This window comes from Microbacterium invictum (genome assembly GCF_014197265.1).
Taxonomy (GTDB): Bacteria; Actinomycetota; Actinomycetes; order Actinomycetales; family Microbacteriaceae; genus Microbacterium; species Microbacterium invictum.
The window spans coordinates 531,291-545,053 of sequence record NZ_JACIFH010000001.1 but is presented as its reverse complement, the minus strand read 5'-3'; the positions used below and the strand labels follow the sequence as shown (position 1 = coordinate 545,053).

Annotated in this window: 18 protein-coding genes and 1 pseudogene; 6 read left to right on the top strand and 13 right to left on the bottom strand. The window is 68.4% G+C overall.

Annotated features, from left to right (window positions below):
• Positions 1-14: 14 nt before the first annotated feature.
• From BKA10_RS02660 to BKA10_RS02650, 3 genes are read right to left on the bottom strand one after another with little or no spacing between them, the layout of a single operon-like run.
• Complete coding sequence (locus BKA10_RS02660; protein WP_248199044.1) at positions 15-974, bottom strand: cation diffusion facilitator family transporter; 960 nt, start codon at positions 972-974, stop codon at positions 15-17.
• A complete protein-coding gene (locus BKA10_RS02655; RefSeq protein ID WP_183498474.1) occupies positions 971-1,432 on the bottom strand; it encodes a transglycosylase SLT domain-containing protein in 462 nt (153 codons plus the stop codon). Before BKA10_RS02655 ends, BKA10_RS02660 begins: the two co-directional genes overlap by 4 nt.
• Positions 1,433-1,435: 3 nt before the next feature.
• Positions 1,436-2,314 carry an SDR family oxidoreductase gene (locus BKA10_RS02650; protein WP_183498473.1) on the bottom strand — a complete coding sequence of 293 codons (879 nt, stop codon included), beginning with the start codon at positions 2,312-2,314 and terminating at the stop codon, positions 1,436-1,438.
• A 223-nt stretch (positions 2,315-2,537) separates the two neighbouring features.
• Here BKA10_RS02650 and BKA10_RS02645 point away from each other — a divergent pair, with 223 nt between their 5' ends.
• Positions 2,538-3,146 carry a flavodoxin family protein gene (locus BKA10_RS02645; RefSeq protein WP_183498472.1) on the top strand — a complete coding sequence of 203 codons (609 nt, stop codon included), beginning with the start codon at positions 2,538-2,540 and terminating at the stop codon, positions 3,144-3,146.
• An 87-nt stretch (positions 3,147-3,233) separates the two neighbouring features.
• Here BKA10_RS02645 and BKA10_RS02640 read toward each other — a convergent pair whose 3' ends face one another.
• A complete protein-coding gene (locus tag BKA10_RS02640; protein WP_183498471.1) occupies positions 3,234-3,863 on the bottom strand; it encodes a LysE family translocator in 630 nt (209 codons plus the stop codon).
• A 103-nt stretch (positions 3,864-3,966) separates the two neighbouring features.
• Between BKA10_RS02640 and BKA10_RS02635 the strand changes: the two genes are divergently transcribed.
• The gene (locus BKA10_RS02635; protein WP_183498470.1) at positions 3,967-4,416 is read left to right on the top strand and encodes an Lrp/AsnC family transcriptional regulator; all 450 of its coding nucleotides are present in this window, start codon (positions 3,967-3,969) and stop codon (positions 4,414-4,416) included.
• 70 nt (positions 4,417-4,486) lie between these two features.
• Positions 4,487-4,960, top strand: a complete 474-nt coding sequence (locus BKA10_RS02630) for a PaaI family thioesterase (protein ID WP_248199046.1) — start codon at positions 4,487-4,489, stop codon at positions 4,958-4,960.
• Here the strand turns inward: BKA10_RS02630 and BKA10_RS16575 are convergent.
• The 5 genes and pseudogenes from BKA10_RS16575 to BKA10_RS02605 form a co-directional block, all read right to left on the bottom strand.
• A pseudogene (locus BKA10_RS16575) lies at positions 4,935-5,075 on the bottom strand (GNAT family N-acetyltransferase); the annotation flags it as partial. The gene BKA10_RS02630 and the pseudogene BKA10_RS16575 sit on opposite strands and share 26 nt — an antisense overlap.
• Before the next feature lie 115 nt (positions 5,076-5,190).
• Complete coding sequence (locus BKA10_RS02620; RefSeq protein ID WP_183498469.1) at positions 5,191-5,550, bottom strand: zinc ribbon domain-containing protein YjdM; 360 nt, start codon at positions 5,548-5,550, stop codon at positions 5,191-5,193.
• Between the two features lie 11 nt (positions 5,551-5,561).
• On the bottom strand, positions 5,562-6,635 hold the full coding sequence (gene ychF, locus BKA10_RS02615; protein ID WP_183498468.1) for a redox-regulated ATPase YchF: 1,074 nt from the start codon (positions 6,633-6,635) through the stop codon (positions 5,562-5,564).
• A 36-nt stretch (positions 6,636-6,671) separates the two neighbouring features.
• Complete coding sequence (locus tag BKA10_RS02610) at positions 6,672-6,809, bottom strand: hypothetical protein (protein ID WP_183498467.1); 138 nt, start codon at positions 6,807-6,809, stop codon at positions 6,672-6,674.
• An 8-nt stretch (positions 6,810-6,817) separates the two neighbouring features.
• Positions 6,818-7,567, bottom strand: a complete 750-nt coding sequence (locus tag BKA10_RS02605; protein WP_183498466.1) for a class I SAM-dependent methyltransferase — start codon at positions 7,565-7,567, stop codon at positions 6,818-6,820.
• Positions 7,568-7,661: 94 nt separating this feature from the next.
• On the opposite strand from BKA10_RS02605, the gene BKA10_RS02600 reads away from it, so the two are divergent.
• Both BKA10_RS02600 and BKA10_RS02595 read left to right on the top strand, forming a co-directional pair.
• On the top strand, positions 7,662-8,249 hold the full coding sequence (locus BKA10_RS02600; protein ID WP_183498465.1) for an exonuclease domain-containing protein: 588 nt from the start codon (positions 7,662-7,664) through the stop codon (positions 8,247-8,249).
• Between the two features lie 43 nt (positions 8,250-8,292).
• Complete coding sequence (locus BKA10_RS02595) at positions 8,293-9,570, top strand: DNA recombination protein RmuC (protein WP_183498464.1); 1,278 nt, start codon at positions 8,293-8,295, stop codon at positions 9,568-9,570.
• A 29-nt stretch (positions 9,571-9,599) separates the two neighbouring features.
• On the opposite strand, the gene BKA10_RS02590 is transcribed toward BKA10_RS02595, so the two are convergent.
• Together BKA10_RS02590 and glpX are read right to left on the bottom strand one after the other, a co-directional pair.
• Complete coding sequence (locus BKA10_RS02590; RefSeq protein ID WP_183498463.1) at positions 9,600-9,791, bottom strand: UDP-N-acetylmuramyl pentapeptide phosphotransferase; 192 nt, start codon at positions 9,789-9,791, stop codon at positions 9,600-9,602.
• A 156-nt stretch (positions 9,792-9,947) separates the two neighbouring features.
• On the bottom strand, positions 9,948-10,940 hold the full coding sequence (gene glpX, locus BKA10_RS02585; RefSeq protein ID WP_183498462.1) for a class II fructose-bisphosphatase: 993 nt from the start codon (positions 10,938-10,940) through the stop codon (positions 9,948-9,950).
• A 185-nt stretch (positions 10,941-11,125) separates the two neighbouring features.
• On the opposite strand from glpX, the gene fbaA reads away from it, so the two are divergent.
• Positions 11,126-12,157, top strand: a complete 1,032-nt coding sequence (fbaA, locus tag BKA10_RS02580) for a class II fructose-bisphosphate aldolase (protein WP_183498461.1) — start codon at positions 11,126-11,128, stop codon at positions 12,155-12,157.
• Positions 12,158-12,165: 8 nt separating this feature from the next.
• Here fbaA and BKA10_RS02575 read toward each other — a convergent pair whose 3' ends face one another.
• Together BKA10_RS02575 and BKA10_RS02570 are read right to left on the bottom strand one after the other, a co-directional pair.
• Positions 12,166-12,720, bottom strand: a complete 555-nt coding sequence (locus tag BKA10_RS02575; RefSeq protein ID WP_183498460.1) for a DUF6264 family protein — start codon at positions 12,718-12,720, stop codon at positions 12,166-12,168.
• Positions 12,717-13,685, bottom strand: a complete 969-nt coding sequence (locus tag BKA10_RS02570; protein ID WP_372491436.1) for a 4-hydroxy-3-methylbut-2-enyl diphosphate reductase — start codon at positions 13,683-13,685, stop codon at positions 12,717-12,719. The genes BKA10_RS02575 and BKA10_RS02570 overlap by 4 nt, the downstream gene beginning before the upstream one ends.
• Positions 13,686-13,763 lie beyond the last annotated feature (78 nt).

The window sequence follows — 13,763 nt, the reverse complement described above, 5'->3', positions numbered from 1 at the left end:
CGTCGACGCCCCGCTCAGCGCTCGGCTTCGTCCGGCAGCTTCGGCACCACGATGACCACGACGTCCTGCATCTTCCAGTCCATCCGCGCAATGCCCTCGCGTGCAGCTTCCACCTGCGCGACGGACACGGTGCGGCGCACCGGCACGACGAACGCCTCGACATGGAAGACCTGCCCCATGTCGCGCATGCGCACCGCCGACTCGCGCACCCACGGCTGCGTATCGAGTGCCCGGACGATCTGCGCGATGAGCGGCTGAGGTTCGGCGTCGTCCTCGGTGCGGGCACGCTGGTCGATGAGGTCGAGCACGGCGGCGCGAGAGTTCTTCCACCCGTCCCACACGATGCCGACCGAGATGAACAGGGCGGCCGCGCCGTCCAGCCACCACCACCCGATCCCGACGCCGAGGACGCCGACGATCGATGCCACGGTGGTCGTCCAGTCCGCCTTTGCCATATCGGCATCCGCGAACAGCACTTTGTTGTGCAGCAGCGGCGCGAGCTTGGCCTTCGCGTGGCCGTAGAAGAACGGGCCGATCACGGTGACCGACATGACCGCGACCATGAACCAGCCCAGCCACACCGTCTGCCCGAACACGCGCACCGTTCCGATCGCCGGGTGCTCTGCGCGCAGGAGTCCGCTGAGGGACTCGACCGCGAGGCTCCCGCCGACTGCGAGGAGCGCGACACCGGCGACGAGGTGCCCGACTCCCATCGCGCGATGCAGCCCATACGGGAACGCCCGGGTCGGGCCACGACGGATGAGCAGAAGAGCCACCAGGAACGAGATCTGCGGAATGAGCGACAGCATGTCCTCGATCCACGCGGTCTTCATCGCCTGCGACCCGCCGACCACGAGCGCGATCAGTGCGATGGTGACCACCGTGTAGCCGATGGTGAACCACTCCCACCGCACGGCGCTGCGCAGCGCACGCTGCTGTTCGTCGGGAAGGTCGGTGCGGCCGAGCGTCTTCACGGTGCGACCGCTTCATCGAGGTAGTGCTCCAGCGCCGCCTGGGTGCCGTTCTCCCCCAAGGGCAGCAGAACGACCACCGCCGCGTCACCGGCACCGCGGATGCCGGAGTAGCCCCGTGTCGCCGATGCCCGGTCGATCCAGGGCGTGCTGTCGGTCATGCCCCCGATCGCGAGGTCGAGCAGGCCGTCTTCGAGGGCGGTGACCAGTTCCTCTTCGCTGCCGACTGTCCACTCCACGCTCGCGCCGCGCGCGCTCGCGAAACCGGTGACGAGATCGGCGAGCTCGCCAGAGACGTCGCCGTCGTCGATGACGACCAGCGAACCGCTGGGCGAGGCGCCGACACGCACGATCCCCGTGCCGATGCGCTCGAGGGTGCCGTCGGGGTCGACCGGCACCGCGCACCCGGCGAGCGCGAGCACGAGGACGCCGACGACGGTTCCCCGCCCCCGCCGGCCCACGGCCTACAGCCCCTTGCCACCGGTGACCGGCAGCACAGCCCCGGAGACGTACGAGGCCGCCGCCGATGCCAGGTACACGTACGCGCCGGCCAGCTCCGCGGGCTGCCCTGGACGCCCGAGGGGGGTGTCGGTGCCGAACGTCGCGATGCGCTCGGCATCCCAGCCGGTGCCGGGGATCAGCGGCGTCCAGATGGGTCCGGGCGCCACCGCGTTCACGCGCACGCCCTTCGGCCCTAGCTCCTCCGCCAGAGCGCGGACGAACGCGACCTGCGCGGCCTTCGTCATGGCATAGTCGATCAGTCCCGGTGACGGCTGGAAGGCCTGGATCGACGAGGTGACGATGATCGATGCGCCCGGCTCGAGATGCGGAACGGCGGCCCGTGCGGTGAACAGCAGGCTGTAGAGGTTCGTGCGCATGACCCGGTCGAGTTCGCTCGTCTCGAGGTTCTCGAGTCCGTCCCGGTCGCGCTGGTAGGCGGCGTTGAGAACGACGACGTCGAGTCCACCGAACGCCTCGACGGTGTCGGAGACGATGCGGTCGGCGAAGTCCTCGTCGCGCAGGTCGCCCGAGAGGTCGAGGCTGCGGTGGTTCTCCGCGTCGACGAGCGCCAACGTGTCGGCGGCATCTTCGGCTTCTTCGGGCAGATGGGTGATCGCCACGTCTGCGCCCTCACGGGCGAACGCGATCGCCACAGCGCGCCCGATGCCCGAGTCACCGCCGGTGATGAGCGCACGCCGGCCCGCGAGGCGGTCCGACCCGCGGTAGGAGTCCTCACCATGGTCGGGCGTGGGCTCGGTCTCGGTCGTCAAGCCGGGCTGCGTCTGCTCCTGATCGGGAAAGCCGCCCTCGGGGTGCTTCGTGCGCGGGTCGTCGGGGCACATGGGATGTCCTCTCGTCTGGTTTCAACTCGTCTGGTATCAACGCGGTGGCTCACCGTAATGCCGCACGATGGGGTGGCCCCAGGGGGTTGACGGTGCCGTGCGCGATGTGCGAACCGGCGACCCGCACAGGCGCGCAGCCGTCGTGCGGTGCGCCTTACCGCATTGACGCCACGGAGGGAATGCCCTCGTCGGCGTGCCGGACCCGCTGCTAGACACGTCTCCCATGGACGCAGACATCACCGCATTCACCATCTCCTGTTCACTGAAGTCCTCTCCCGCGGAGTCCAGCTCCGAGCTGCTCGGCCGCCAGATCGGCGAAGAACTCAGCAAGCTCGGGGTCGAGGGAGGGAGCGCCCGCGCCGTCGACCATGAGATCCTGGCCGGTGTCGAGGCCGATATGGGCGAGGGCGACGAATGGCCCGCGCTTCGGCAGAAGGTGCTCGACGCCGACATCCTGGTGTTCGTCACGCCGACCTGGATGGGCCAGCCGTCGAGCATTGCGCAGCGGGTGCTCGAGCGTCTCGACGCGGAGCTGAGCGAGACCGATGACGAGGGCAGGCCCATCCTGTTCGACAAGGTGGCGCTGGTCGGCGTCGTGGGCAATGAAGACGGCGCACACCACATCGTGGGCATCCTCTTTCAGGCGCTCAACGACGTCGGCTTCACGATCCCCGCGCAGGGATGCGTGTACTGGAACGGTGAAGCCATGCAGACGACCGATTACAAGGATCTGGATGCCACGCCCGAAGCCGTCAGCTCGGCGATGTCCACCGCGGTCTCCGGCGCCGTCCACCTCGCGCGCAGCCTGCGCAACCAGGGGTACCCGGCCTGACCTCACGACTCAGCGTCAGCGGCCCCATACCTGAGGACGGTGTCGACGATCGGCACCTGGTACCCGGTGCGAGGCCCGTCCCCGCGATCAGTGGATGCTGCTGAGAACCTTCTCCGCGACAAGCGCGATGCCGAGACCGATCATGACGACACCCGAGACGATACCGACGATCTTCGCCGCCTTCGGGCGCGTCGTGAGCACTGCGGCGGCCCCGTAGCCGACGGCGAAGTAGACGATCGCGCAGTTGGCGACGTGAACGCCGCCGAGCATGGCCATCTGCGCACCGACGGACCACCCGGCACGCTCTGAGGCGAACTGCGGGAGCAGGGCGAGGAACAGCAGGAAGACCTTCGGGTTGAGCACGCTGATGCCGATGCCTTTGGCGAACAGCGTCCCGTTCCCCGCTACACCGGGCTCGCCAGCAAGATCTGGAGCCGCGTGATGCCGCAGTGCGCCGACGCCCAGCCAGACGAGGTAGACGGCTCCGGCAACGGTGAGAACGGTCATCGCGACACCGGATGCGGCCAGGAGTGCGGCAACACCGGCCGCGACGACGAGCGTGGCCGCCAGGTGCCCGGCAAGCATTCCCGACACGGCTGGGAGTACACCTGTCCGGTGCTTCGTTCCCGAGGCGATCGCGTATGCCCAGTCCACGCCGGGGGTGACGACGAACAGCATCGACACGCCCCAGAACGCGACCACCAGCCCGGCTTCCATCGGTACTTCCTCTCACCGCCGTGGGGCAATATTATTCATCCTTCTACGCAATGTGCTTCACTCCTACTTGCATCCTGGCAATGAACTGGGGAGACTCTCTCTCATGGACGCACTTGACCGGGAGATCCTCTCGCTCCTCCAGCGGGATGGGCGGGCGACGATGACGGAGGTAGCCTCGAAAGTCGGGCTGAGCCTGTCCGCTTGCCACCGCCGTTTCCGCGATCTGGAGGCCTCCGGGGTGATCCGCGGGTTCAGCGTCGACCTCGACCTGGACCTTCTCGGGCTGCCGTTCGAGGCGCTTGTCTTCGTGACGATGAAGGCCGGGGATGCCTCTGCGGTCGCGTCGTTCGAAGGCGCCGTTGCCGCCATCCCGAACATCGTGCAGGCACATCGGCTGTTCGGCGAGCCCGACTATCAGCTCTACATCGCCGCGAACTCGAAACAGCACTACCAAGAGCTTTACGACCAACAGCTGAGCCAGCTGCCCGGTGTCCAGCGACTGACAGCGACGCTGATCATGAAGACCGTCGTCTCTCACCACGCGACGATCTGAACCATCACTGCGGAAGGAGGAGCTCTTGAAACATGACCCCCCTCACGAGAGCGACCACACCCACATTGCCGTGAGCTTCGCCAAACAGGGCCTCATGAGCACACTCGGCGCTCGGCTCGGGCACACGGCGCCAGGAGAGGTGCACATCCATCTGCCGATGAGCAACGCCGTGACCCAGCAGCACGGGCTATTCCATGGCGGGGCCACGAGCACCATCGCCGACAGCGCCGGGGGCTACGCGGCCCTCACACTGATGGACCCAGCCTCGGAGGTCCTCACCGTGGAATACAAGATCAATCTGTTGGCTCCCGCGATCGGCGACGAGCTGGAGGCCATCGGCACGGTGATCAAGCCCGGGCGCACACTCACGATCTGCCGACTCGATGTCTACGCCCACAACGGCGGGCAGCGGACGCTCGTCGCGGCTGGGCAACAGACCCTGATCCGCGTCGATGCGCCCCTGCCACACGGCTCATCAGACGCTCGCCCAGTCGCCTGCGTCGCGCATGGTCCGAGATCAACACTCCGCCCACGCCTGCAATAGCAAGCTCGCGACGGCCGACACCTATAGCGCGTCGCGCCCAGCCGACATGGCCGACAACCTCGTCCTCTTGCCGAGCGATGACATGGAGGTCATGCGGAGCATAGCCATATGGCAAGTCCGGGTCCCACTCCCCGAAACCCTGATGGTACTCGGCGTCGAACAATCGGCGAAGCCTTGCGACGTCGCCTGCTGTCAGATCCGTGTGTGCGGCACGTGCGCAGGCGGGCCGATCAGATGACCTTCTTCACCACACTCGACTTCAGCTGCATCTGACCGAACCCGGGCACCTTCGCGTCGATGTCATGATCGCCGACGCCGTCGGAGATCAACCGGATGCCGCGAATCTTCGTGCCGACCTTGACGACGCCGCCACCTCCGCCCTTGACCTTGAGGTCTTTCACGATGGTGACCGTGTCGCCATCGCTGAGGACATTGCCTACCGCATCCTTCACGACGTGTTCGGGTTCGGCAGCCGCCCCCTCCGTGCCCGGTGCCCACTCGTGACCGCACATCGGGCACATCAGCAGCGCACCGGACTCATAGGCGTACTCGCTCGCGCACTCAGGGCACGGCGGCATCCGATCAGACATCGAACCTCGATTCAGACATTGAACCTGAACTCCACCACGTCGCCGTCCTGCATGACGTAGTCCTTGCCCTCCAGGCGCGCCTTGCCCTTCGCGCGAGCCTCGGCGACCGAGCCGAGCTCCACCAGGTCGTCGAATGAGATGACCTCAGCTTTGATGAAGCCCTTCTCGAAGTCGGTGTGGATCACCCCGGCCGCCTGCGGCGCCTTCCACCCCTTGCCGATCGTCCAGGCGCGCGCCTCTTTCGGCCCGGCCGTGAGGTATGTCTGCAGTCCGAGGGTGTCGAATCCGATGCGGGCGAGCTGATCGAGACCCGACTCGTCCTGCCCGGTGGATGCCAGCAGCTCCGCCGCGTCCTCCGGGTCGAGGTCGATGAGCTCCGACTCGATCTTCGCATCGAGGAAGACGGCCTTCGCCGGGGCGACGAGTGCTTCCAGTTCGGCCTTGCGCGCGGCATCCGTCAACACCGCTTCGTCGACGTTGAACACGAAGATGAACGGCTTGGCCGTCAACAGCCCCAGTTCCCTGAGGGGTTCGAGGTCGACACCCGACGCCGACAGCAGCACGCCGCGCTCCAGTGCGTCCTTCGCCTCAACCGCCGCGGCGAGCACCGAAGGGTCGAGCTTGCGGCCGCGCACCTCCTTCTCGTACCGCGCGATCGCCCTCTCGACCGTCTCGAGGTCAGCGAGCTGCAGCTCGGCGTTGATGGTCTCCAGGTCGTTCTGCGGATTGACCGCACCTTCGACGTGCACCACATCGTCGTCGGCGAAGCCGCGGACGACCTGCGCGATGGCATCCGCTTCACGGATGTTCGCGAGGAACTTGTTGCCGAGCCCCTCCCCTTCGCTCGCCCCGCGGACGATGCCGGCGATGTCGACGAACGAGACTGCGGCGGGCAGGATCCGCTCCGAGCCGAAGATGCCGGCGAGGGTGTTCAGCCGTGGATCGGGCAGGTTCACCACCCCGATGTTCGGCTCGATCGTCGCGAACGGATAGTTCGCCGCGAGCACCTGATTCTTGGTCAGGGCGTTGAACAGGGTGGACTTGCCGACGTTGGGCAGGCCGACGATGCCGATAGTGAGAGCCACGGGCATCGAGTCTACGTGGCGGCCATCGCGGTCGTCTTACCCGCCGCCCACCCCGCGCACCTCGTCGCAGGCATCGGCGATCCGCACGATGCGGGTGTGGGGCCACTCGGCGACATCGTCGTCCTCGTACCTGCCGTCGACCGTGACGAAGTTGCAGACCATGAGTTTTCGCATGAGCGATGCTAGGGCCGCAGCACCCGGAACGCCTTCGTCACGTACGGGAGGGCGACGAGGGCTTCGCCGACCGCACCGATCTCGTCGAACAGATCGGCGATCTCGGCGTCGACGCGGGCGCGCTCCGCATCGCCCGCGGTGATCAGGTAGCTGCGCGAGTGGACCATCGCCGTCAGCACCGCGCGGTCCACCGGGCGCGCCCACGTCCAGGTGCGCGACTCCCACCCCGCGAACGGTGACGACAGCGGCGGATCGCCGGCGCGCATCATGCGCTCGGCGTTGCTGCCGTGCATGATCTCGGTCAGCCGCACGATCCACGGCACCGACGCATCGCGGATATTCCAGACCGTGCCGAGCACGCCGCCCGCCCTAAGCACGCGCCCGACCTCCCCGGATGCAGCCGCATGATCGACCCAGTGCCACGCCTGGCCGAGCACGACGGCGTCGAGCGCCGCGTCGGGCAGAGGCAGCCGCTCGGCGGTGCCGACGAAGGTGGGCACGCCGGCGACGTTCGCTCGCAGCGTGGCGAGCATGGCGGCGTCAGGGTCGACCGCAACGGTCTCGGCACCGGCATCCACCAGGGCACGGGTGAGCTTTCCGGTTCCCGCGCCGACATCGGCTGCGCGCACGGCGTGCCCGGGCCGACGCACGGGCTCGAGCATCCAGGCGACGGCCTCGGGCGGGTAGTCCGGTCGGCCCTGTTCGTAGAGGTCGGCCGCGCGACCGAAGGACATGGACATCTCGCGCTCCGTCGCCATACCACCGACCCTACGCGGCGCCGTGGTGCGACTGCATCGCGGCCCAGCGGCGCGCCCTACCTGCACCGGGGTCAGCCGGTGTGAGGCTTGGGCCGTGCCCCTGGACTTCACCGCGATCGACTTCGAGACGGCGAACTCCTCCAGCGCGTCGGCGTGCGCGGTGGGCCTGACCCGCGTGCGCGACGGACACGTCGTTGCCCAGACCGGCTGGCTCATCCAGCCGCCCGCCGGACACGACCGGTTCTTCGAGCTGAACATCGGCATCCACGGGATTCACGCGGACGACGTCGCCGGCGCCCCCACCTGGGCGGAGCAGCTGCCCACCCTGACCGACTTCATCGGCGACGACACCCTCGTCGCACACAACGCCGGGTTCGACATGCGCGTGCTGCAGAGCGCGTGCGAGGCCACGAGCCAGGACTGCCCGCCGTACAGCTACGTGTGCAGCCTGCAGGTCGCCCGCCGCAGCTACGAACTGGCCTCGTACCGCCTGCCGCTGGTCGCCGCGGCCGCCGGATTCCTCGACTTCGCCCACCACGACGCCGCCGCCGACGCCCTCGCCTGCGCGCACATCATGGTCGATGCGGCCCGCCGCGCAGGCGCGCAGGACGTCGTCGAGCTGGCGATGCTTCTTGGGGTGCGCGTCCCGCAGATCGCCGCTCCCACCGCCGTCACCGCCTGAGGGTTGCGGCCCCGATGTCGGGGGTTCCCGGCATCCTGGCCATATGGATCCTCTCCTCGCCACCGTCGTGACCGTCGCGTGCCTTCTCGCAGGCGTTCTCGCAGGCTGGTTCGCCGGCTCGGCTCGTGCCACCGTGCGTGCGGCCACCGAGCACGCCACGCTCGCCGCCCGGGTCGCCGCGGCCGCGGCCACGCATGAGGCACTGACCGCACAGCTCGAGCAGCAGCGCGCGCTGCACCGCGACCTCGGGGCGCAGGCTCGCGCCGACCAGGCCGCGCGTGACGAGCGCGAGCGTCGCGAGCAGCTGGTGCTGCGGGCCCTCGCGCCGGTGCAAGAGACGCTGCAGCACATGCAGCTCAAGGTCGATGAGCTCGAACGCGAACGCCAGACCCAGTACGGCACACTGGCCGAGCAGCTCCGGCGTGCGCAGCAGTCCGATGAGGCGCTGCGTGCGACGACCGAGTCGCTCGCCGGCGCGCTGCGCTCGAACTCCGCCCGCGGCGTCTGGGGCGAGACCCAGCTCCGGCGCATCGTGGAATCGGCGGGGCTCACCCGCTACGTCGACTTCGAGACCCAGGCATCCATCACCTCCGACGCCGGGGCAGGCCGGCCCGACCTGGTCGTGCGCCTGCCCGGCGACAAGGCCCTCGCGGTCGATGCGAAAGTGCCCCTCGACGCTTATCTCGAGGCGAGCGCCATCCCTGTGACGGCGCAGGGCGACGAGGGCGCGCGCCGCAAGACACTGCTGGAGAAGCATGTGAAGGCCGTGCGCGCGCACGTCGACGCGCTCGCGAAGAAGACCTATTGGGCCGGCCTCACCTCGAGTCCGGAGTTCGTGGTCTGCTTCATCCCCAGCGAATCGCTGCTGGCGGCCGCGCTCGAAGAGGACCCGTCGCTGCTCGACTACGCGTTCAGCCGCCGCGTGGCCCTCGCCTCGCCCGTGAACCTCTGGGCCGTGCTGAAGACGGTCGCCTACACGTGGACCCAGCAGGACGTCTCCGACGAGGCCCGCACATTGTTCGACCTGGGCAATGAGCTGTACCACCGGCTGGGCGCCCTCGCCGGCCACGCCGACGACCTGCGCAGAGCGATCGAGCGCACCGTCGACAGCTACAACCGGTTCGCCGGGTCGCTCGAGTCACGCGTGCTCGTGACAGCCCGCAAGTTCCCGGGGATCGACGAGACGAAGCTCGATGCCGTGGCCGCGCCGGCCGGCGTCGACAAGACGCCGAAGCGGCTGACGGCAGTCGAGTTCACCGAGACCGAGGCGCTGACCGCCGATGTCGGAGACCTGCGGCAGCGGCTGGACAGTGACCGCTGAACGGTCAGGAGAGGTCAGACGAAAGCGTCTCAGCCGCCGGGGAAGAAGTTCATGAGACCGACCACGAGCAGTGACACCCCGGCGAAGGCGCCGATCATCCACCATGCGTTGACCTGATGTCCCTCGGGCGCACGTCGGCGCAGCAGGACGTCGGGCCTGCGTGCGGGGTCGACGGGTACGGCGATCTGCCCGGTCTGCGGGGTGCTCGACGCTGCGGTCATGGGTTCTCCCGGTGGCTCACGACGACACTATGCCGTCGGTGATGCCAAGGACCATTGTGCCAGAGGCATCCTGAGAGAACAGGGGCCGACGCGCATCGGCACGTCTCGATCACATCACGGGCGTGTCCGGCCCCGCGGGAACTCAGACGGTCCGGATCACAGCCACTTCGAGGTCAGGTGCTCCGAGGTGATCCGCCGCAGAGTGCCCGACACGCCGCGCAGCACGACACTCTCGGTGATGAGGTAGTCCGGCCCCGAACGGCGCACTCCGCTGACCAGTTCGCCGTTGGTGACGCCGGTGGCCACGAAGATCGTGTTGCTGCCGGTGACCAGCTCGTCGGCTTCGTACACGTGGTCGTCGAGCTTCAGACCGGCATCGATGCCGCGCTGCTTCTCGTCGTCGTCGCGCGCCCACAGCCGGCCCTGGATGTGGCCTCCCAGCGCCTTGATGGCACAGGCTGTCACGATCCCCTCCGGGCTGCCGCCGATGCCGATGCACATGTCGGTGCGAGCGTTGTAGCGGGCCGCGTTGATGCCGCCGGCCACGTCGCCGTCGCTCATGAGGCGCGTGCCGGCGCCCGACTCGCGGATCTCCTCGATCAGACGGGCGTGACGGGGGCGGTTGAGTACGGACACGACCATCTCGTCCACCGGTTTGTCGAGCGTTTTCGCAAGCCGGCGGATGTTCTCACCGACCGGCAGGCGGATGTCGACGACGCCCACCCCGGCAGGACCGGTGACGAGCTTGTCCATGTAGAACACCGCCGACGCGTCAAGCATCGTGCCGCGCTCGGAGACCGCCAGCACCGACAGCGCGTTGTTGCGGCCCTCGGCCGTCAGCGTGGTTCCGTCGATGGGATCGACCGCGATGTCGCACTGCGGTCCGCGACCGGTGCCGACCCGCTCGCCGTTGAAGAGCATCGGGGCGTTGTCCTTCTCACCCTCGCCGATCACGATCACCCCGTCGAAGTTGACGGTCGTGAGGAACGCGCGCATCGCGTCGACCGCCGCGCCGTCGGCGAGCTCTTTCTTGCCGCGGCCGATGAACGGCACGGAGCGGATCGCTGCCGCCTCGGTGGCCCTCACCAGCTCCAGTGCCAGGTTGCGGTCGGGGTGGAGCGGGCTCATGTCTGCGGTCAAACTCACCATGCTGGTCAGCCTAGGTCCCGGTCCCTCGCCGCGCGCGGCATTTCCGTCGCTGCGCGACGAAGGAATCGTGATTCTTTCACGGGCGGAAGACGCCCCCGAATCGTGCCGCCCATGTGGCCGTCGCCGCGGCCGACCGGCTTCGATAGGCTGACGGTGCATTCCCCGACGCCACCCAAGGAGCTGACATGCCCGTCGCCACACCCGACCAGTACGCCGAAATGCTGGACCGCGCGAAGGCAGGTGGCTATGCGTTCCCGGCGATCAACGCCGCCAGCTCGCAGTCGATCAACGCCGTTCTTCAGGGTCTCGCCGAAGCCGGCTCCGACGGCATCATCCAGGTCACCACCGGCGGCGCCGACTACTTCGCCGGTCACACCGTGAAGGGCCGCGCCCAGGGCGCGATCGCGTTCGCGAAGTTCGCCACCGAGGTCGCCAAGAACTACCCGATCACCGTTGCGCTGCACACCGACCACTGCCCCAAGCCCGCGCTCGAAGACTTCGTCCTGCCGCTGGTCGCGGCCAGCGAAGAAGAGGTCAAGGCCGGACGCGAGCCGATCTTCCAGTCGCACATGTGGGACGGCTCGGCCGTGCCGCTCGCAGAGAACATCGAGATCGCAAAGGACCTGCTCCCTCGCATCAAGGCCATCAACGCGATTCTCGAAGTCGAGATCGGCGTCGTCGGCGGCGAGGAGGACGGCGTCAAGCACGAGGGCTCGAACGACGCGCTCTACACGACGACCGCCGACGTCGCCCAGGCGGTCGAGGCGCTCGGCCTCGGTGACCAGGGCCGCTGGATCGCGGCGCTCACGTTCGGCAACGTGCACGGCGTGTACAAGCCCGGCAACGTCAAGCTCCGTCCCGAGCTGCTCGGTGAGATCCAGGCCGGCATCGCCGCGAAGTTCGGCACGGATGCCAAGCCGCTCGACCTCGTCTTCCACGGCGGCAGCGGCTCCACGCCCGAGGAGATCGCCCTCGCCGTCGCGAACGGCGTCATCAAGATGAACATCGACACCGACACGCAGTACGCGTTCACCCGCTCGGTCGCCGGCTTCATGTTCCAGAACTACGACGGCGTCCTCAAGGTCGACGGTGAAGTGGGCAGCAAAAAGGCCTACGACCCGCGCGCCTGGGGCAAGATCGCCGAATCGGCCATGGCCGCCCGCGTCGTCGAGGCAACGCAGCAGCTCGGCTCAGCAGGCCACTCGATCAGCGCCTGAGCCTGACCTCAGCCCAGCGTCGAGAAGTGCTGGGCGATCCCGGGATCGCCCAGCAGCGGCACGACCAGGCAGAAGCTGGCGGCGATGAAGGTCACGATCGCGCCGACCAGTGGGATCCACCACGACAGCCGGCGACGGCGCACCGAGCGCCACGACAGCAGCGCGGTCGCCAGCCAGCCGCCGGCGAAGATCAGCGCACCGATCCGGCCCCACAGGATGCCGGCCTCGTGGTTGGTGAACTCGGCGTCGACACCGGCGACCTCCATCCACGTCTGCGCGAAACCGGTGAAGTCGAGCATCTGCGGAACGGCTGTGATCACGGTGACCAGGCCGTAGGCCAGCAGCGCGAACGTGATGATCCGGTCGGCAGCACGCGAGGGCTGGGCGGCGTCCGTCGTGGGCCGCGCGTGCGGCGGATGCGGTGCATAGGGTGGCTCGACCGGTGCGGCTGCCGGAGACGACGTCAGTGCCGGGTCGGGCTGCTGGATGCGCGCGCGCTGCTCTTCGGGCGTCGCATACTCCCCGTACTGCGGCGCCGGTCGCGGCTCATCCGGCGTGCTCACGCCCGGCTCCGCCCACCCAGCGCCCGGCCGTCACGCAGTTCCTTCGGCAGCGAGAACATGAGGTCCTCCTCCGCCGTGCGCACCTGCTCGACGTCGCGGAAACCGGCACCGGACAGCGCATCGAGCACCTCCTGCACGAGCACCTCCGGCACCGAGGCACCTGAGGTCACGCCCACCGTCTCCACCCCATCGAGCCAGGACTGCTCGATCTCGTCCGCATAGTCGACGCGATAGGCGGCCTTCGCGCCGTGCTCGAGGGCCACTTCAACCAGCCGCACGCTGTTCGACGAGTTGGCCGAGCCGACGACGATCACCAGATCAGCGTCGGCGGCGACCTTCTTGATGGCGACCTGACGATTCTGCGTCGCGTAGCAGATGTCATCGGACGGCGGGTCCTGCAGCTGCGGGAAGCGCTCGCGCAGACGGCGCACCGTCTCCATGGTCTCGTCGACCGAGAGCGTGGTCTGCGACAGCCAGACCACCTTGGACGGGTCCTTGACCACGACGGTGTCGGCCTCGTCCGGCGAGTTCACGACCGTCACGTGATCGGGCGCCTCGCCCGCCGTGCCTTCGACCTCTTCGTGTCCGTCGTGGCCGATGAGGAGGATCTCGAAGTCATCACGCGCGAAGCGCACGGCTTCGCGGTGCACCTTGGTCACGAGCGGGCAGGTCGCGTCGATGGCATTGAGTCCGCGATCGGATGCGGCGCTGACCACGGCCGGCGACACTCCGTGCGCGCTGAAGACGACGTGCGCACCGGTGGGCACCTCGTCGACCTCGTCGACGAAGATCGCCCCCTGCGCTTCGAGCTCGGTGACGACGTGGATGTTGTGCACGATCTGCTTGCGGACGTAGACGGGCGCACCGAACCGCTCGAGGGCCTTCTCGACCGCGATCACGGCCCGGTCGACACCGGCGCAGTAGCCACGGGGCGAGGCCAGCAGCACCTTCTTGTGTCCGGACACCGGGGTATCCTGGAGCCGCCCGCGCGCAGCCGGGACGCGGGGCGAGGGCAGACGGACGACAGAGGTGCTCACACCCCG